We start from the raw sequence: 18,497 nt of genomic DNA, 5'->3' as shown, positions 1-18,497 counted from the left end.
CGCCGGACCATCTCGCGGAGATCCATGACCGGTCCATGCCATGTTCATGGCATCGGCTCGGAGGCTTGCCTGCCGCACCCCCATCTTCATGGCATGTCTTGGCGCATCGTCTTTTGCCATTGAGGGTGCACGTCGGCTGCGAGACCCGGTGATTGCACCGGGCGCCGAACGGGAAGCAGGAGAGCAAGATGTCGAAAAAAGCGGGAGCGCTGAGCGCCGGGCTGACGGTGATGATGCTGGCGGGTGCGGCGATGGTATCACTGGGCACGAGCCCGGCGCAGGCGGTGGTCTATTGCAAGACGGTCGGCGTGCCCAAGGGCTGCGTGGTGCGGCCGGTCGGAGCGGTGGTGGTTGCGCCGGGCGCGCCGGTTGCGGCCGCCGTCGCGGCAACGCCCGGTGTCGGTGCGCCCGGTGTCGGCGTCCGCGCCGGCACGCCGATGAATCGCGGCGGCCCGGTCAATCGCGTCGGCGTGCGCTGAAATGTCTTTGGATTGAGTTGATTGCTTTCGGGCCAAGGGAGCTATGCAAGCGAGCCTGCGAACGAACCCCCCGTCCTTCGCAAAGCCAACATTCCGGCCCGATCCCTCTCCCCGCACGTCCCATGCGTCCGGGGAGGGGGCTTTTCAGCCCGCGGCCGCGTCGCTGTCGGGAAAAACTTGGGGCAATTGCAGCCGTACGCGCGTGCCGGAAGTATCCGAGCTCAGACCGAGCACCGCGCCGCAGCGCGTCGCGCGGTTTGTCATGTTGCGCAGGCCGCGCGCGGTCTGGCTCGCGCCTGCGACGTCGCCGTCATTATCAAGCGCAAAGCCGCTTCCGTCGTCAGCGACGCTGATCACGCCGTACGGTCCTTGGCCATCATCGTGCGTCTCGATGGTTACGGTGATGTGGCGCGCGGTCGCGTGCTTGACCGCATTGGTCACCGCCTCGTCCAGGATGCGCACGATCTGGATGACGTGCCATGGCCTGAGTTCAGGGTGCAGCGGCAGGCCCTGCGGCGTCGCCACGCGCCAGTCGAGCGCGATGTCATGCGGCCGCAATTGCATCGCCGCGCGCTCGCGCCAGGAGCCGAGCGCGAGCATGAGGTCGCCGCCGATATCGTCCATGGAATCGATGACGAGGCGCAGATCCTTCAGCGCCGCGCGCGCTGCATCGATGATGGTCGCGCCCTCCTGCCCGCGCTCGGAGAGCGCGACGATGCTGATCAGCTGGCCGCCGAGGCCGTCATGCAGGTCGCGCATCAGCCGTGTGCGTTCGTTGGCGAGCGCTGCGGCCCGCGCGCGTGCCTCCTCGCGGGCGAAGCTCGCCTTCAGCCGCTCCTCGGCCTCGCGCACGCGGGCGACGAGCCGGCCCGCAAAGCTGTCGACCTGGTTCAGCGCGCGGGCGAAGCGCCAGGTCAGCCCGGCTCCGATCGCGACCAGCATCGCCGAATAGGACAGCCGCGTGACGAAGGTGCGCTCGTCCGGCACGAACTCGAACACCGAGAGCATGTCGTGAAACCAGCAGGTCAGCACGATGGTGACCGCGCAACCGAAGGTGAAGCTCGCCGCATCCTGCCGCTTGATCACCGCCATGGTGACGATGACGGCGAGCAGCATCAGGCACAGGCCGACTGTCGGCACGCCGAGAAACAGGAAAACGATGCGCGGCACCGGCTGGCTGGCGAGCAGTCCGGCGGCCAGGATGATCAGCCCCGGCACGAATAGCAGCAGGCCGTAGCGCGGCCAGCGCCAGCCGAAGAACAGCACCGCGAACACCACGACCAGCGCGCTCTCGATCGGAGCGGATGCAAGCAGAATGGCGGAGATATGCGGATAGGGCGCGGGCGGCACCGGCGGTGGCACAAAGGCCTGCACCGCGCCAACCAGCATTCCGGCAGCGAGCACGCCATAGACCGGCTCGCGACGGCGCATCAGCCACATGATCGCGAGGATCACGGCCAGCAGCGACTGCCAGGCGGAGAACACCACCGGCAGCGTGACGAACAGGAGCGTGCGCGTCTCGTAGGCCGGGCGCAATGCTTCATCGGGCCCGACATAGACGGTATCGAGAAAGCCTTTCAGCGGTCCCCAGACGAACAGCCGCACGGTGATCTGGTTGGAGCCATCGCGCAGCAGCGATGACGGGATCACCGCGATCTCCGGCGTGTTGCGGTCCGGCCGGTTGGCAGTGTCGTCGCGCCTGGAATCCAGGATCGCGACGCCGTTGATCGCGACTTCCACGCCGTTGCTGAAGCGCGGCAGGAACACCGACCACGCAGCGTTGACGTCACGCGAGGCCCAGTTGAACACGCCGGTGTAGAGCGGCGGATCGCCCAGCGAGTAACGCGAGGAGGTGAAATGCGGTAGCGTTACCGTCCGCGTAGCACCGTTCTCCCGCAGCGCGAACTTCGAGACGGCGTAATCGTCGGGATCGTCGGGCGGCACCAGCCGCAGCACCAGCATGGTGGCGATCACGATCAGCGCCTGGAGCAACACGTAAGGGAGGAGTCGCACCAGCTGCGGCCGGCGCCGCGTGCGCGTGGTCGCAGCTTTCGCGGCAATCTCGCTCACAGCTTGATCAGGCCCTGCTGCACCGCCTCGAACACCGCTTCGCTCCGCGTGTGCACCTCGAGCTTGCGATAGATGTTCTTGATGTGGCCGGGCACGGTCTGCCTGGACAGGCCGAGATGGCTCGCGATCTCGGCGTAGCTGAAACCCTTGGCGATGCCCCAGAGGATGTCGATCTCGCGCGGCGTCAGCTTTGCGGTGTTGAGCACGGGGCCGGGCGGCGGCTCTGCGGAGTTTTGTGTTCGCCGCACGATGAAGCGCGCGATCGAGGCCGAGATCGGCGAATGTCCAGCAACCAGATCGCGCACGGTGGTGGCGATGTCGGTCGGGAAGGCGTCCTTGAGCAGATAGCCGGTGGCGCCGACGGTGATCGCGGAGATCACGCTTTCCTCGTCGCCCAGCGCCGAGATCACCATGATCTCGGTGTCCGGAAAGCGCCGCCTGGTCTCGCGGATCAGCTCGACGCCATGGCCGTCGGGCAGCCGCAGGTCGGTCAGCAGCACGCGTGGCGCGCCGCCGGCAAGCGCATTGCGGGCTTCGCCGAGCGAGCCGGCCGTGCGCACCTCGTAAGCAGCCTTCACCAGCGCGTCCTGAAGACGCCAGCAGGTCGGTGCGTCGTCTTCGACGAGGAGGATGGTGATGGCCTCACCGGTCTCGCCCTGGTCCGTCATGATCATGGTCCCGGCCGCGTGTCCCCCGCGGCGCGCGCTGCAAGCTTAGCCGCGGCGCCGCGGGCGCGACACCCATAATCATGGGGGCGGGGCCGCCGGCAACCGCTGGACCCGGATCGTCGCCGTTCCGCTGTTGTTTTTGTAGAACTGGACGCGCCGCCCCTGAACCGGCACGAGCCAGCGCGGCGCGACCCGTGTGGGGATGAGGCGTGGGAAAAGCTGGACGGCGTCGTTGACGTAGAAGAACAGCTCGCCGGCCTCGGGCGCCTCGAATTCCGCGACGAACAGCTCGGACAATCCCTGTTTGCGCCAGAGCGCGCGCGCCGCCGGCAGTGCCGCGGCCGGGATCTGCTCGAAATCTCCGAACGGCTTCCAGACCCGATTCAATTCGCTGCCTTGTGTCTTGAATTCCGGGGAGTCTTCGACGTGGATGGGGTAGTTGTTCTTGCTGTCGTCCTCATAGGCCGGCACGGTCGCATTGACCCGCCGCGGCAGCTCGTTCGCGGGCAGTCCGTTGATGGCCTGCAGCGGCAGATCGTACGATCCGCGCGCGCCCACCCGCACGACGGGCTGGAACCAGTCTGCGCGCTGCAGCCGCAGGATCGGGACGGCGAGGTGGTGGGTCGGATCCGGCGGGGTCTTGAATCCGTTCAGGCCGGTCATGATGGTGCGGTCGAACCACGGATCGGCCATCTCAATCCAGACGCGGTATTTGCGGCCCTTCTCGACCGAGAGGCGGCTTGGCCAGCAGAAATGGCTGACGTCGAACAATTCGCCGTCGCGCGCAGTCACCGGCGTGTCGCCGACGGCATGCGTCGATGCGCTGCTCTTGCAGAAGTCGCCAACGCCCGCGCGCCAGTCGAGATAGCCGCGGGACAGCAACAGCAGAGCGGAGCCGAAAATGGCGATGAGGAAAACCGCCGGCAACAGGACGTTGGTGAAGGCCATGCGCACCGGCCAGGCGTGCAGCCGCATCCAGCGGCCGATCGCGAGCAGCCAGCCTGATTTGCTGACCCGGCTTCGCGATGCCATCCGGTCGGGCCGGTACCAGGCCAGCCGGGCGCGTTCCTGGATGCTGTCGCGCAGCGCCGCATTCCTGTTCCACGCGATCAGGATGATGATGACGAGGACCGTGGTGAGGAAGGGATAATAGAGCGCGATCGCAAGCCATGGTGCCGCGTAGGACGGCAGCACGCTCGCGAGCAGATCGGCGAACGGCTTGACTACCGTGCCCGTGCCGTTGTCGATCGCCGTGATCCATTTGAGCAGGGTGGTGTCTTCGAGACCGTGCTCCTTGGACGATCCGACGACGGAGCGCGCAATCCATGGCCATGCGGCCAGGATGCCGAGCGCGATCAGCAGCGAGAAATAGGCGAAGCGGCGCCACCACACGGTGTCGAGGACCTGCCGCGCCATCTCGGGATTCGGCGGGCTCATCGCCATGAAGGCGTCGGCTTCGGCCGCCCTGTGGCCGTCGCTTTCCCTCTTTGCGTAGGCAGACCTCATGGCCTTGCGCGTTTCGTCCCGCGTCAGCGGCAGCACCTGTCCATCCGGCAGCAGCACCCTGGCATTGGCGGGAAGCATCAGCGGCGCGTAATTGTCGCATCCGTGCAGCATGCGCTCGACCACGCCGAAATGCACCACCGGCGGTCCGCCATCCTCGGCGCGGTCATGGATCGGCCGCGGACCGTAGCGGTACAGCACCCCGGTGCCGCTGCGCGAATCGTGCATCGGCCCGATCGCCGACTGGTACTCGCGGAAATGCGCGATCGTGCCGTCCTGGAAACGGAGCTGGTTGCCCAGCTGCTCGGCCATCCACACCAACGGCACGAAGGACAACGTGGATTCCGGATAGCCGCCGCCGATGTCGGAGTGGACGCCCGCGAACCACACCTCCTTGACGATCTGCCCCTCGGCGAGCCCGGCCTGGTCGATGCGCAGCGGATGGAAGGTGGTGCGTTCGTCGTCGAGCGCGAGCGCATGGCAGGCGTGCTTCACCTTGTCGGAGAGCCGGTAGTTTCGGAACGAGATCGGCCAGATCGCCCAGTCGATCGCGACACGGAGCTCCTCGATCGGTACGCCGAATGCCTCGACCGTGTCGAACAGTCCGAGGAATTCGATCTTGACCTCCTTGCGGCCGTCCATGGCCTCGCGCACGCTGGCATAGGAGCGATGTCGGAAAACGAGATCATAGAGATAGATCAGCACGTCGCGGATCCAGCGTACGACCCAGATCGTCGGCAGGCTGCGATAGCCGACCGACTCCTTGCGATACTCCCGCCATGCGGCCATCGTGTTGCGCTGCATCTCCGCATGCGACACGGCGACCTTGTCGATCACGGCCGGCACCAGCCCCTGGCTTGCGATCAGGGCCGCCAGCGTGCGCGCGGTGAAGGCGCCGCGGCTGAAGCCGAAGATGTAGATCTCGTCGCCCTCGCGCCAGTTCCAGCACAGGAAGCGATAGAGCTTGCGGACGTTGGCGGGCACGCCGATGCCGGTGGCGCCGTCGAGTGCGGCGAGCGGCGCCCAGCCGGCGGTGCCGACGCCCTTGATGTAATAGGCGATCTGATCGGGCTTGGTATGGTCGAGCGCCTCGTAGAGACGCCAGACGCTGGATTCCTGGGTGCTGAAGGCGTTGCCGGTGCCGTCGGCGAACAGCACCAGCTTTCGCGGCGGACGTGCGTCGGCTGCATTCGGCACGGCATTTGGATCATCGTGCGTATGGTCCGGCCTTGCAGGACCGCCATGCAGCGCCCCGTCCTGGTGCGTCATGGACTCCTCCGAAAATTCAGTTGGGGATGCTTTAAGCCCCGCTGGGGCGGCATCGTTCAACTTCAATCAGTGATTGCATCATGGAAGTAATGGATGTATTCCGCCCACAATCGCGCTGAGGTAGCAAGAAGGATTGCGCCGTCTTGCTCTGGCTGTCTATGATCCTCGCCACAATCGGCAAAAGAAATGCCCGGGCAAGTAAGCCCGGGCATGACTCCTATTTGCGAAGCGGCCGCTATTGCGAAACGGCCGTGCGGCCAGCTCTCATTTGCCGTTGCCGCGGCAGGCGCCGCCGGGGCCGATATGGTAGCCGCGCGGACAGGCATGCGCAGCAGGGTTGGCGTAGTTTCTCAGGCAGCCGCCATAGGGGCCACGGTGCCAGCCGGCGGCGCAGCCACCGGCCACCGCGATGACATCGCCATTGTCTTGTGCGCCGAACGGCGCCTGCGGCATCGCCTGGGCCGAACTGACGATTGCGCCGAGCGCGAGTGCTGCGGCAAAAACGGTTCGTATCATGCCTTGCTCCCTGATGTCGGGGGTCAGTGGGTGGCTGCGAAAGCGATGCCGGCGCGTACTTCGGCGACCACCTGGTCGATCAGCCCCAGCGCCTTCTCGCGATGGCCGCCCTTGTTGGGCTCGGCCTTGGCGAGCTCGGCGCGGGCCGATTGCAGGATCGCGATGGCCTCGTCCATGTGTGGTTGCGCGCCGAGCGCGTAGCCGACGCAGAGGCTGGTTGCGATGGCGCCGCCGAGTACGAGGCTGCGGGGTAGAGAGGTTCGCATGTCGTTGTCTCCTCCAGCGGGCGTCAGGCCGGGGCCGCCCGGTTGCCCGGACGCGATTCGCGTGTGGCGGGATGTCGCATCCGCAGCCTGAATAGAATGGGGGTGTGCGGGTCGTCTTGGACTGTCCGGCGCCGGCGGCCAGCCGGCTTGGACTGACCGGCGCAGCTTGATTCATGTCGGCCTGCTGATAGCTTGCGCGCGCCGGATTTCAGTGGGCGTTCATTTCCAGCCTGCGAAGTTCGGTCGGTCGCTGCCTTTTTTGAAGAAACTTAGAAAAGTCATTCTCAAAAAGTCGTTCTCGATGTCCGTCATCAGGAAGTCGCTCTCGACCGAGATGTTGCCGCAGGATCTGTCCGACCGGCAGCGCTTCATCCGTTTCGCCGAGCTGTTCGAGCATTTTTCCAACACTGGCGAACTCGACCCGGCCTCCGACGTGCCGTTTCGCGCCACGATGAACTCGATCCATATCGGCACCACCATGCTCGGCCGCTGTGACGGCAGCTTCGTCACGGTGCGGCGGGAAAAGCGCCAGGTGATCGAGACCGGCGATGACCGCTTTTGCCTCGCGCGCAACACCGGCGATCGTTCCTCGCAGGTGGTCCATCGCGGCCGCGAATTCACCATGCGGCCGGGATCGATGGTGCTGCTCAAGCTCGACGAGCCGTTCTTCGCCGCCGACGGCGCCAGCCAGAAGCGTTTCACCAATGTGCATCTGCCAGTCGATTCACTGCGCGCGATGGTCGCTGATGTGGACGACCTCGTCGGCTGCGAGCTCGAGCCCGGCGGCGCGCTGTCGCTGGTGATGGATTACAGCGATCTATTGCTTCGTCATCCGACGGCCGCCGACGAGGCCGGCATGGCGATCGCATCCCATTTGCTCGATCTCGCCGCGATCGGCTTGGGCGCCCGCAGCGACATAGCGGTCGCGGCACGGCGCCGGGGCCTGCGCGCGGTGCGGCTGAAAGCCGTGCTGTCGACCCTCGAAGCGCGCTTCCATGAGCCGGACTTTTCCGCGCAGAAGCTCGCCGCTGCGGCCAGTCTCTCCGAGCGCTACGTCAACGAACTCTTGTTCGAGGCCGGCGCCAGCTTCACCACCCGCCTGATCGAATTGCGCCTGCGCAAGGCGGCCGACCTGCTCGCCCATCGCGAAGGCCGCATCAGCGACATCGCATTCACCTGCGGCTTCAACGATCTCTCTTATTTCAACCGCTGCTTTCGCCGCAGGTTCGGCCTGACCCCGACCGCGGCACGGGGCAAGTGAGGCGAACCTAAAGCGTCTCCACCTTCGGCGGCGGATATCGCCGCGCCAGCATCGACAGCGGCAGGCGCCGCTCGTCCACCGGCAGCTCCAGCCAGGCCAGCACCAGTGACCGTTTCCAGTCCCCGACGCCGAACTCCATGTCGACCCATTTCTGCGGCTCGGGCCCGTCGAGGCCGCGGACCCAGACGAAATAGCGGGGCACGTCGTCGGCGTCGGTGTCCGTCGTGGGTCTCCGGGCCATCACTTGCTCGCTGTCTCGACACGCATGCTCGCTGGGATATAGGTAGCGGCGCGGCAAAAGTCGAACGCGCGGCGCGCGGATTTTGCGAAACCACGGAGCGGCCGGGCGATTGGATCCAGAGCAGATGAACGAAACTGTGATCGATGCTTGGCGTGACGCGTCGCAGGTGATGGCGTGGCTGACCGGCTCGTGGTCGTTCAGCCGGGTCATCGAAGGTCAAGCAAGCATGCAGGGCCTTGCGACCTTCACGCCATTGGACGCGGAGCGCCTGGCCTATCGCGAGCGGGGACGGCTGACACTCCAAAGCGGCACCGAGCTCGAAGCAGAGCGTGAGTACGTCTTCCGCGTGCGCGGCCGGGGATTCGACGTCTTCTTCAAGGAAAGTCCGCCGCGGCTCTTCCACGCGATCGAACTCGCTGCATCCGATGGCGGCACCTTGAGCGGAAGCGCCGGCCATCTCTGCAATCTCGATCATTATCGGTCGACGTACACGTTCCACGACGATGGTGGCTTTGTCATTCGTCACGTCGTGTCAGGTCCGCGCAAGGATTACACGATGACGACGACCTACAGGCGGGTGGCGTGAGGCCTGATCGGAATTTGGTGGGTCGGCACAGGCCGCGCAGCGCGGGATCGTCCCGGCCGAGCGTTTCGAGTTTTTGCTGAAAGATCCGGAAGGTGCTGTTCGGAAAGCCACGCGTGCAGGTCGTTCATCTGAGCTCCTTCGAGTGAGAGAAGAAGCTACGGGTTTATGCAGTGGGGATGTGACGATTGGGAGGGAGGAGGACGAGATGGTGTCATGCTGTGACAGTCCGTCTTCGCCAAGAGGCTTCGCCGGACACGCTTCGCCCTATCGGCTTCGCATGGCCGCGCCACGCGAAGCCCGAAAGGGCGAAGCGTGGTGCCCCTGGCCGGAATCGAACCAGCACTCCTTGCGGAACTCGATTTTGAGTCGAGCGCGTCTACCAGTTCCGCCACAGGGGCCCTCGGTCGGCCCCTCCGATGGAGGGCGTCGCGAAGCCGGCGGACTATAGCCATGGACAAACCGAGGTCAACCCGCGCCAAAGTGATCCCGGGCGTTCTCGACAGGGGCTTGGGCGGGGGTTAGAGCCTTGAAGCCAAGCCTGATCCGAAAGAGGCCGCCGTGACGACCCAGAGTGCTGCAGTACCTGCGTTTCGACCGGCCGCCAGTGCGCCTGCGCTGGCCGCCTCGCTGGCTGTCACCCTGATCGCGGCGGCGACGATTGCGGGTGCCTGGTTCTTCCAGCTCGTCCTGGAGATCTTGCCCTGTCCGCTCTGCCTCGAGCAGCGCTACGCTTACTATCTCGCGATCCCGCTCGGTGCGCTCACGGCGCTGGCGGCGAGGGGCGGTGCGCCGCGGCCGCTGCTGCTGGCAGGGCTCGCGATCCTCGCGCTGGCGGCGCTCGCCAATGCCGGTCTTGGCACCTACCATTCCGGCGTCGAATGGGGGTTTTGGCAGGGGCCGACCGATTGCACCGGTCCGGTCGTCAACCTCGGCAGCGCCGGCGATCTCCTGTCGCGGCTCGACACCGTCAAGGTGGTGCGCTGCGACGAGGTGCAGTGGCGCTTCCTCGGCCTCTCCCTCGCCGGCTACAACGTGCTGATCTCGCTGCTGATGGCCGCGATCGCCGCCTGGGGTTTTGCGCGGACGGCGAACCGTAGGTAGCTAGATCGCGCTCGTGCCTTCGTGCTGGAAGCCGAGATAGCTGGCCGCCACCCGCTCATTCGCTGCGATGTCGCTGGCCTTGCCGCTCAGCACGAACTCGCCGAGCTCCATCACATAGGCCTGGTCGGCGATCTTCAGCGCGGCCTGCGCGTTCTGCTCGACCAGCAGCACGGACACACCGCTGGCCCGCAGTTCGGTGATGATGCGGAAAATGTCGGCGACGATGATCGGGGCGAGGCCCAGGCTCGGCTCGTCCAGCATCAGCAGCTTCGGCTCACCCATCAGCGCGCGGCCCATCGCGAGCATCTGCTGCTCGCCGCCGGAGAGCGTGCCGGCGAACTGCTTGCGCCGCTCCTTCAGCCGCGGAAACAGCGCATAGACCTGCTCCATCGAGGCCTTGGCCCTGCTTCTCTCGATGCGGAAGGCACCCAGCTCGAGATTGTCCTCGACATTCATGGTCACGAACAATTCGCGGTGCTCAGGCACGAGGCCGAGCCCCATCGCGACGCGGTCCTCGATGTCGAGCCGGGCGAGGTCCTGGCCGGCAAAGGCAACGCGGCCCTTCAGCGGCAGGATGCCCATGATGGCCGAGAGCAGCGTGGTCTTGCCGGCGCCGTTGGCGCCGACGATGGTGACGATCTGGTTCTCGCCGACTTCGAGCGCAACCGAACGCACCGCCTCGACCTTGCCATAGGCGACATGCGCATCGGTGACGGACAACAGCGCGCTCATGCCGCCACTCCGAGATAGGCCTTGATCACTTCGGGATTGGTCTTGATCGTGGCGGGCGTGCCCTCTGCGATCTTGGTGCCGAAATCAAGCACGACGATGCGGTCGGCCAGGTTCATCACAAAGCCCATGTCGTGCTCGACCAGCAGCACGCTCATGCCACCGTCGCGCAGGTCGCGCAGCAGTTTCGCGAGCTGCTGCTTCTCCATGTGGCGCAGGCCGGCGGCGGGCTCGTCGAGCAGCAGCAGCATCGGATCGACGCACAGCGCGCGGGCGATCTCGACGATGCGCTGCTGGCCGAGCGAGAGCGATCCTGCAAGCTGATGCATCTGGTCGGCAAGCCCAACGCGCTCGATCTGGCGGGCGGATTCCGCGAGCAGTTTTGCTTCATCGGCGCGGTCGAGACGCAGCATCGAGGCGAGCGGGCCGGACTGGCCGCGCAGATGCGCGCCGATCGCGACATTCTCCAGCACGGTCATGTCGGGCACGAGCTTCACATGCTGGAAAGTCCTGCTGATGCCGAGCTTGACGATCTCCTGCGGCGGCGCGCGATCGACCTTCCTGCCGAGCACAGAGATCGAGCCTGAGGTCGCCGACAGCACGCCGGTGATCAGGTTGAAGGTGGTGCTTTTTCCCGCGCCGTTCGGTCCGATCAAAGCGACGATCTCGCGGGCCTGGACGTCGAAGGAGACGTTGTTGACAGCGATCACGCCACCAAATTGCTTTCGCGCTTTTTCGACGTGAAGAAGGATGCCGGACTGGCCAGGTAAGCGGGGGCGCGCCTCGAGCTTCAGCGACGTGTCCGGCTTCCTGCCACTGGTGCGCTCGGGCAGGAGCGACATCAGCCAGGGCCAGACGCCGCCGGGCGCGAGCTGGAGCAGCGCCACCAGCATGATGCCGAACACGATGGTTTCGACCTGGCCGGAGCCGGGCAGGATCAGCGGCAGGTAGCTTTGCAGCACCTCTTTCAGGATCACGACGATCGCCGCGCCGAGCACGCCGCCCCAGACATAACCGGCGCCGCCGACCACCGCGATGAAGAGATATTCGATGCCGGCCTGCGCCCCGAACGGCGTCGGGTTCACCGCGCGCTGGAGATGGGCGTAGAGCCAGCCGGAGAGGCCGGCGAGCACGGCGGCGTGGATGAACACCAGGAGCTTTGCGCGTGGCGTGTGCACGCCGAACGCTTCGGCCGCGACATGGCCGCGCCGCAGCGCGCGGATGGCGCGGCCGGTGCGGGAATCCAGCAGGTTCATCGTGAGCAGGGCCGAGAGGATGACCGCGACCCAGATCGCAAAGTAGATCGAGCCGGGATCGAGCATCCTGAACGAGCCGATCGACAATGGCGGGATCGCCGAAATGCCGTCGTTACGCCCGAGGAATTCGAGCTTGCTGAAGAGGTAGAACAGGCCGAGCCCCCAGGCCAGCGTGCCGAGCGGCAGATAATGGCCGGAGAGGCGGACCGTAACCAGGCCAAGCAGCACTGCGAGCAGGCCGCTGACCACCAGCGACAGCGGCAAGGTCAGCCAGGGCGACAGGCCATAAGCCGTCGTCAGCAGCGCCGTGGTGTAGGCGCCGAAACCGACGAAGGCCGCCTGGCCGAACGAGGTCAGGCCACCGACACCGGTGAGCAGCACGAGGCCCATCGCGACCAGCGCGGCGAGGCCGATATTGTCGAGCAGCACGATCCAGAACGGCGGCATGCCGGGGACGAACGGGATCGCTGCCATCAAAATTGCGAAGATGAGGATGGGAAGCCGGCTCTGCATCTTGGCGTCAGTCCTTCTCTTCCTCGACGGCAGGTGCTGCGAGCGACCGCAGCAGCAGCACGGGGATCAGGAGCATGAACACGATCACCTCCTTGTAGTTGGAGGCATAAAAGGACGAGAACGCCTCGACGATGCCGACGAGGAGGGCTGCGACCGCCGTGAGGGGATAGCTGACGAGGCCGCCGATGATCGCGGCGACGAAGCCCTTAAGGCCGATCAGGAAGCCCGAGTCGTAGTAGAGCGTCGTGATCGGCACGATCATGATGCCCGACAGCGCGCCGATGATGGAGGCCAGCAGGAAGGCGATCTGGCCCGACAGGGAGGTGCGGATGCCGGCGAGCCGCGCCCCGAGCCGGTTGACGGCGGTGGCGCGCAGCGCCTTGCCGTAGAGCGTCAGGCCGAAGAACAGCCAAAGACCGACGATGAAGGCGATGGTGATGCCGTAGACCGTGAGGCTCTGGCCCGTGAAGCGCAGCGAGCCCGCGGTGAAGGCGCCGGAGAGCACCGCCGGACCGCGCTGGCCTTCGGCGCCGAAGAACAGCAGGCCCAATCCCTGAAGCGCCAGGTGCACACCGACCGAGGCGATCAGCAGCACGAGCACCGAAGTGTGCGCCAGCGGCTGGAACGCGATGCGGTAGAGGTAGAGGCCGATCATGGCCACGATCACCAGCGACAGCGCGATGCAGACCGCGACCGGCGGCTTCTGACCGGCGAAATAGAGCGTGACCGCCAGCACGATGGCAGGCAGCACGATGTTGGCGAGGACGCTGCGCAGGATCAGCCGGCCATGCAGCGCCTTGCGGGCCGCGAACAGGTCGAAGGCGCAGGCGCCGATGCCCATGGCCAGCGCCAGCTTGGCCGTGCCCGGCATCTGGCCCGAGGCCAGCGAGGCATAGGTCAGCGCGCCATAGGTGACGAATTCGCCCTGGGGGATGAGGATGACGCGGGTGACGGCGAACACCAGCACCAGCGCCAGGCCGAGCAGCGCATAAATTGCGCCATTGGTAATGCCGTCCTGCAGCAGGAACAGCATGATGGTGGTGTTCAAGACCGGACGCTCCCCCTCAACGATCCGGACCGGTCTCCGCGGTTGCGGTGGATGGTCCGTTCACAGCCATTGAAATACGCTGGCGATATTTGATATGGTCCATAACAATTATCAAATATAATCTCAAGCGCGGCGAACGACCCGTCCCGAATTTAGCGGGATTATGAGCATGAGGCGATGACCGTTTCCAAAACCGCTGAAAAGTCCTCGGAAAAGCCGTCCGACGCGGCCAAGGGCCGCAAGGATGCCGCCGAGGGGCAGGTGCAGGGTTCTACCGAAGCCCTCCAGCTCGGCGAGCTCTCGGAACAGCTCGGCTACGTGCTGAAGCGGGCGCAGCTCAAGGTGTTCGAGAACTTTTTGCGCTGCATGGCCTCGCTGCAGCTGACGCCGGCGCAATTTTCGGTGCTGCTGCTGGTTGAGAAGAACCCGGGCCGTAACCAGACCGAGATCGCCTCTACCCTCGGCATCCTCAGGCCGAACTTCGTCGCCATGCTCGACAATCTCGAGAGCCGCGACCTCTGCGCCCGGATCCGCTCCACCAACGACCGCCGCTCGCACATCCTGGTTTTGACCGACAAGGGCAAGGCGGTGCTGACGCGCGCCAAAAAACTCGTCGCCACCAAGCACGAGTCGCGCCTCAACGAGCTGCTCGGGCAGGCCAACCGCGAAGCCCTGCTCGAGATGCTCTCGAAAATCGCCAACGAGTTTTGAGGCCCGGCTGACATCGCCCGCCTTGCGCGCTTTTGCGCACTGGGCGCCTCAGTCGACCAGGATCACCCTGATATCGTTCACGTTGGTCAGCGTCGGACCGGGCGTCAACAGGTCGCCCGTCGCCTCGAAGAACGTCGTCGCGTCGTTGTTGTCGAGGTATTGCTGCGGCGCGAGCCCCTGTGCCTTCATCTTGGCAAAGGTCGCCGCGTCGATCAGTGCGCCGGCGGGGTCGGTGGGATGGCCGGCGCCGCCGTCGGCGCCGTCGGTGTCACCGGCAAGCGCCGAGATCTCAGGCGTGTCCTTCAGCAGAGACGCCAGCGCCAGCGCATATTCCTGGTTCGGGCCGCCGCGGCCATTGCCGTGCACGGTCACCGTGAGCTCGCCGCCGGAGAGGATCGCGACGCGCTTGCCTTGCGCGCGGGCCGCGAGAGCGAGCCTGGCGTGATCGGCGGCGACCTCGCGCGCCTCGCCTTCGAGATCGGCGCCGAGATCGATGGTCTCGTAGCCGGCTTCCTTCGCGAGCTTCACCGCGGCGTCAAGCGACTGCTTCGGACGTGCAATCAATTCGAAACACGCGCGCGCGAAGGCGGCGTCGCCCGGCTTGCAGCTTTCATTGGCGGGATCGTCCAGCGCGCGGCGCACGGCATCGTCGATGGCGAGCTTGTACTTCGCGACGATCGCGCGCGCATCTGCCAACGTGGTCGGATCGGGTACGGTCGGGCCCGAGGCAATCGCGGAAGCGTCGTCATGCGGCACATCGGAGATCGCGAGCGTCACGATTTCGGCGGCGTTTTGGCCGGCGCGCGCCAGCCGCCCGCCCTTGATGCGCGAGAGATGTTTGCGAACGGTATTCATCTCGCCGATCGGCGCGCCCGAGCGCAGCAGCGCCTTGTTGACCGCCTGCTTCTGCGCAAAACTGATCCCGTCCACCGGCGCGATCCAGTTCGCCGAGCCGCCGCCGGTGAGCAGCACCAGCAGCAGATCGTCAGGCCCAGCCTCGCCCGCGAGCGCGAGCGTGTCGGCTGCGCCCTTGAGGCCGGCCTCATCCGGAACGGGATGGCCGGCCTCGACGACGCGGATGCGGCGCGTCGGCACACCATAGCCGTGGCGCGTGGTGGCGATGCCGACGAGCCGCTCCGGCGCGAGCTTGAGCGTGTCGAGATAGTGCCGCTCCGCAGCCGCAGCCATTGCGGCCGCACCCTTGCCGGCGGCGAGGCAGATCACGCGCCCCTTCGGTGCGGGGCGTAAATGCGGCGCCAGAATCGTGTCGGGATGGGCGGCGGCAACGGCGGCGTCATAGAGCGCGCGGAGCAGGGGACGTCGGTCGGTCATGACGATGGCCTTCAGCAAACTCGTGAGCAGACTAAAGCGACGGCGAGGACGTCGCCATGCCCCTGCCTAGCGCATCGGGCGCAAAAGGGTAAGCAGGCTTTACCATCATTCGATTGTGCAATCGCGTGATCATAATCGGCGCAGCAAAAACCCCCTGCGATCATCTCGCAGGGGGCTTTTTATTGTCGCACACCCAGGGGGTTTAGCCGCCGACGTCGGCGCTGATCACGTCACCGAACAGCTCCCATCTCTCGCCCTTGAACTTCTCGAGCTGGAGCTGGCTGATCGGCGCAAAGTCGGTCGGGGAGGTGTTGATCTGCACGCCCGGCAGCAGCACCTCGGTGCGGAAGTTCTTCAGGCTGGCGGCATGCTTCATGACGTTCTCGCGCGTGAGATCGTCGCCGCACTGCTTGAGGACCTGAACAAGGGTCTGTGCGACACCGTAGCCGACGATGGTGCCCTTATCGAGCTTGTCGCCTTCGGGGAAGTACTTGGTCATGAACGCCAGGAACTCCTTCATGCCGGCGTCGTTCGCCCATGCCGGATCCGAGACGTCCTTCAGGTAGTCGGCGGAGATGATGTCCTGCCCGTTCTCGAAGCCGGCGGGCTTCATCACGCTGCCGACGTTGGCGGAGACGTTGTTGAGGAAGTGCAGCGGCTTCCAGCCGATCTCGGCAACTTTCTTGATCGCCTGCGCCGCGAATTTCGGAGTCGTGATGTTCATGAAGACGTCGGCGCCGGTGGACTTCATTTTGACGATATGGCTGTCGATGGTCGGCTCGGAGGTCTCGTAGCTTTCTTCCATGACGATCATCGACGCGGCCTTGGCGCCGAGGCCGTCCTTCAGGCCCTTGAGATAATCCTTGCCGTAGTCGTCGTTCTGGAACAGCACGGCGATCTTGGCGTCCGGCTTGTTCTTGAGCAGCCACTTTGCGTAGATCTGCGTCTCGCTCTGATAGTTGGGCTGCCAGCCCATGGTCCAGGGGAAGTTCTGCGGGTCGTTCCACTTGGTGGCACCGGTGGCGACGAAGAGCTGCGGCACCTTTTTCGAGTTCATGTATTTATGGATCGCCGAGTTCGGCGGCGTGCCGAGCGAGTTGAAGATCAACAGCACCTCGTCGCTCTCCACCAGCTTGCGCGCCTGCTCCACGGTCTTCGGCGGCGAGTAGGCGTCGTCATAGGAGATGAAGTTGATCTTGCGGCCGTTGATGCCGCCTTCGTCGTTGATCTTCTTGAAATAGGCGGCTTCGGTCCGCCCGATGATGCCGTAGGCGGAAGCCGGTCCGCTGTAGGGCATGATGTTGCCGATCTTGATCTCGGTATCGGTCGCGCCGGTATCGTATTTCTTCTGGGCCGATGCGATCGAGGTCGAGGCCGCAATGAGCGCGAGCGCCAGTGAGGCGGTCGCAAGCTTGCCGGTGACAGCGGGCATTCCAGTCTCCCTATTTTCTTGGTGTGTGTGCGCTCCTTTTCTTGCCGTAATTGTTTTTGGCGACGCGGTCGCAATTCAATACGATTTGCCTTAGCCCTTCAACAGAAAGCCCTCGCGACAACGTCGCAGGGGCTGCGTCTTTAGTAGTCAGGCGCGCTGTGCAACTGCGAGAAGGTGGGACGGTCTTGAGTTGCTTTGGAGGCGCAAAGCTATTCTGAGTTGCGATCAGTGACCGAGGTCACTCGAGATGATATCGCCGAACAATTCCCAGGTCTTGCCCTTGAACCGCATCATCTGGAGCTGCTCGATTGGCGCGAAATTGTCGGGCGCGGTGTTGATCTTGATGCCGGGCAGCAGCGTGTCCGGCTCGAAATCCTTCAAGGACGCCGCCTGCTTCATGATGTTGTCGCGGGTGAGGTTGTCGCCGCACATCTGCAGCACCTTCACCATCGTCTGCGCGGCGGCATAGCCGAACACCACGCCGGCATCGAGCTTGTTGGCCTTCGGATTGTACTGCGCGATGAAGCTATAGAACCTCTTCATGCCGTCATCGGCGTTCCATTGCGGGTCGGAGCCATCCTTGATGTAGCTCGCCGACAGGATGCCTTGCGAGATCTCGTAGCCGGCGGGCTCGATGACGCCGCCGACCGAAGTCGAGACGTTGGAGATGATGTGGACCGGATGCCAGCCGATCTCGGCCGCCTTCTTGATCGCTTGCGCCGCGAATTTCGGCGTGGTGATGCTGATGAAAACGTCGGCGCCCGCGGCCTTCAGCTTCACGACGTGCTCGTCGATCGCCGGCTCCGAGGTGTCGTAGGGTTCCGCCATCACGATCATCGAGGCCTTGGCGCCGAGCCCGTCCTTCAGCCCCTTCAGATAGTCCTTGCCGAAATCGTCGTTCTGGTAGAGCACGCCGATCTTGCCGTCCGGCTTCTCCTTCATGATGTACTTGGCGTAGATCCTGGCTTCGCTCGCGTAGCTCGGCTGCCAGCCCATGGTCCAGGGATATTGCTGGGGGTCGTTCCACTTCGAGGCGCCGCTCGCCACGAACAATTGCGGCACCTTCTTCTCGTTCATGTATTTGCGGATGGCGCCGTTGGTGGAGGTGCCGAGCGAGCCGAAAATCAGCAGCACGTTGTCGCTCTCGACCAGCTTGCGCGCCTGTTCCACCGTCTTCGGCGGCGAATAAGCATCGTCATACGAGATGAACTTGATCTTGCGGCCGTTGATGCCGCCCTCGGCATTGATCTTGTTGAAATAGGCCTCCTCGGCCTTGCCGATCACGGCGTAGGCCGAGGCCGGGCCGCTATAGGGCATGATGTTGCCGATCTTGATCTCGGTATCGGAGGCGCCGCTGTCGTAGGACTCCTGTGCCAACGCGGGATTGCTCATCGCAGTGCACAACGCGAATGCGGCCGAAAGCGCCGCAACCTGAAATCGAACGACAGTCATTGCTCTCCCACCCCACCTGGATCGGCGCCGCATTGAACAAGATTGATGCACGACGTCAACAAAA

Annotated in this window: 17 protein-coding genes and 1 tRNA gene; 5 read left to right on the top strand and 13 right to left on the bottom strand. The window is 65.0% G+C overall.

Going from position 1 to position 18,497, the window contains the following annotated elements:
- The first annotated feature begins 188 nt into the window (after positions 1-188).
- Positions 189-479: a hypothetical protein gene (locus YUA_RS0108370; RefSeq protein WP_027530268.1), complete on the top strand. Its 291-nt coding sequence runs from the start codon at positions 189-191 to the stop codon at positions 477-479.
- A gap of 144 nt (positions 480-623) precedes the next feature.
- Here the strand turns inward: YUA_RS0108370 and YUA_RS0108365 are convergent, their stop codons facing one another.
- The 5 genes from YUA_RS0108365 to YUA_RS0108345 all read right to left on the bottom strand — a co-directional run bounded on the left by YUA_RS0108365 (position 624) and on the right by YUA_RS0108345 (position 6,771).
- Positions 624-2,549, bottom strand: coding sequence for a sensor histidine kinase (locus YUA_RS0108365; protein ID WP_027530267.1), 1,926 nt, complete (start codon positions 2,547-2,549; stop codon positions 624-626).
- Positions 2,546-3,217, bottom strand: coding sequence for a response regulator transcription factor (locus YUA_RS0108360; protein WP_027530266.1), 672 nt, complete (start codon positions 3,215-3,217; stop codon positions 2,546-2,548). The genes YUA_RS0108365 and YUA_RS0108360 overlap by 4 nt, the downstream gene beginning before the upstream one ends.
- Before the next feature lie 78 nt (positions 3,218-3,295).
- Positions 3,296-5,989 carry a DUF2235 domain-containing protein gene (locus YUA_RS0108355; protein ID WP_027530265.1) on the bottom strand — a complete coding sequence of 898 codons (2,694 nt, stop codon included), beginning with the start codon at positions 5,987-5,989 and terminating at the stop codon, positions 3,296-3,298.
- Between the two features lie 264 nt (positions 5,990-6,253).
- Positions 6,254-6,505: a hypothetical protein gene (locus YUA_RS0108350; protein WP_027530264.1), complete on the bottom strand. Its 252-nt coding sequence runs from the start codon at positions 6,503-6,505 to the stop codon at positions 6,254-6,256.
- 23 nt (positions 6,506-6,528) lie between these two features.
- Entirely contained in the window at positions 6,529-6,771 is a 243-nt protein-coding gene (locus tag YUA_RS0108345) for a hypothetical protein (protein WP_027530263.1), read from the bottom strand.
- Positions 6,772-7,072: 301 nt separating this feature from the next.
- Between YUA_RS0108345 and YUA_RS0108340 the strand changes: the two genes are divergently transcribed.
- Entirely contained in the window at positions 7,073-8,032 is a 960-nt protein-coding gene (locus tag YUA_RS0108340) for an AraC family transcriptional regulator (RefSeq protein WP_027530262.1), read from the top strand.
- A 7-nt stretch (positions 8,033-8,039) separates the two neighbouring features.
- On the opposite strand, the gene YUA_RS0108335 is transcribed toward YUA_RS0108340, so the two are convergent.
- Positions 8,040-8,273, bottom strand: coding sequence for a hypothetical protein (locus YUA_RS0108335; protein WP_027530261.1), 234 nt, complete (start codon positions 8,271-8,273; stop codon positions 8,040-8,042).
- Positions 8,274-8,397: 124 nt separating this feature from the next.
- Here YUA_RS0108335 and YUA_RS0108330 point away from each other — a divergent pair, with 124 nt between their 5' ends.
- Positions 8,398-8,859 carry a DUF6314 family protein gene (locus YUA_RS0108330; protein ID WP_027530260.1) on the top strand — a complete coding sequence of 154 codons (462 nt, stop codon included), beginning with the start codon at positions 8,398-8,400 and terminating at the stop codon, positions 8,857-8,859.
- Between the two features lie 313 nt (positions 8,860-9,172).
- On the opposite strand, the gene YUA_RS0108325 is transcribed toward YUA_RS0108330, so the two are convergent.
- Positions 9,173-9,257 (bottom strand) — tRNA-Leu (locus tag YUA_RS0108325).
- A 160-nt stretch (positions 9,258-9,417) separates the two neighbouring features.
- Between YUA_RS0108325 and YUA_RS0108320 the strand changes: the two genes are divergently transcribed.
- Complete coding sequence (locus YUA_RS0108320) at positions 9,418-9,960, top strand: disulfide bond formation protein B (RefSeq protein WP_027530259.1); 543 nt, start codon at positions 9,418-9,420, stop codon at positions 9,958-9,960.
- On the opposite strand, the gene YUA_RS0108315 is transcribed toward YUA_RS0108320, so the two are convergent.
- The 3 genes from YUA_RS0108315 to YUA_RS0108305 are packed head-to-tail and all read right to left on the bottom strand — an operon-like array spanning position 9,961 to position 13,506.
- Positions 9,961-10,692, bottom strand: a complete 732-nt coding sequence (locus tag YUA_RS0108315) for an ABC transporter ATP-binding protein (protein WP_027530258.1) — start codon at positions 10,690-10,692, stop codon at positions 9,961-9,963.
- Entirely contained in the window at positions 10,689-12,458 is a 1,770-nt protein-coding gene (locus YUA_RS0108310) for an ATP-binding cassette domain-containing protein (RefSeq protein WP_063627779.1), read from the bottom strand. The genes YUA_RS0108315 and YUA_RS0108310 overlap by 4 nt, the downstream gene beginning before the upstream one ends.
- 7 nt (positions 12,459-12,465) lie before the next feature.
- The gene (locus YUA_RS0108305; RefSeq protein ID WP_027530256.1) at positions 12,466-13,506 is read right to left on the bottom strand and encodes a branched-chain amino acid ABC transporter permease; all 1,041 of its coding nucleotides are present in this window, start codon (positions 13,504-13,506) and stop codon (positions 12,466-12,468) included.
- A 177-nt stretch (positions 13,507-13,683) separates the two neighbouring features.
- Here YUA_RS0108305 and YUA_RS0108300 point away from each other — a divergent pair, with 177 nt between their 5' ends.
- Positions 13,684-14,217: a MarR family winged helix-turn-helix transcriptional regulator gene (locus YUA_RS0108300; protein WP_027530255.1), complete on the top strand. Its 534-nt coding sequence runs from the start codon at positions 13,684-13,686 to the stop codon at positions 14,215-14,217.
- A 48-nt stretch (positions 14,218-14,265) separates the two neighbouring features.
- Here YUA_RS0108300 and YUA_RS0108295 read toward each other — a convergent pair whose 3' ends face one another.
- The 3 genes from YUA_RS0108295 to YUA_RS0108285 all read right to left on the bottom strand — a co-directional run bounded on the left by YUA_RS0108295 (position 14,266) and on the right by YUA_RS0108285 (position 18,433).
- Positions 14,266-15,549, bottom strand: coding sequence for a glycerate kinase (locus YUA_RS0108295; RefSeq protein WP_027530254.1), 1,284 nt, complete (start codon positions 15,547-15,549; stop codon positions 14,266-14,268).
- 202 nt (positions 15,550-15,751) lie between these two features.
- A complete protein-coding gene (locus YUA_RS0108290; RefSeq protein ID WP_027530253.1) occupies positions 15,752-16,981 on the bottom strand; it encodes an ABC transporter substrate-binding protein in 1,230 nt (409 codons plus the stop codon).
- A 225-nt stretch (positions 16,982-17,206) separates the two neighbouring features.
- A complete protein-coding gene (locus YUA_RS0108285; protein ID WP_027530252.1) occupies positions 17,207-18,433 on the bottom strand; it encodes an ABC transporter substrate-binding protein in 1,227 nt (408 codons plus the stop codon).
- Between the last annotated feature and the right edge of the window lie 64 nt (positions 18,434-18,497).

This window comes from Bradyrhizobium sp. WSM3983, assembly GCF_000473045.1.
GTDB lineage: Bacteria > Pseudomonadota > Alphaproteobacteria > Rhizobiales > Xanthobacteraceae > Bradyrhizobium.
This window is presented reverse-complemented; position numbering and strand designations above follow the sequence as displayed.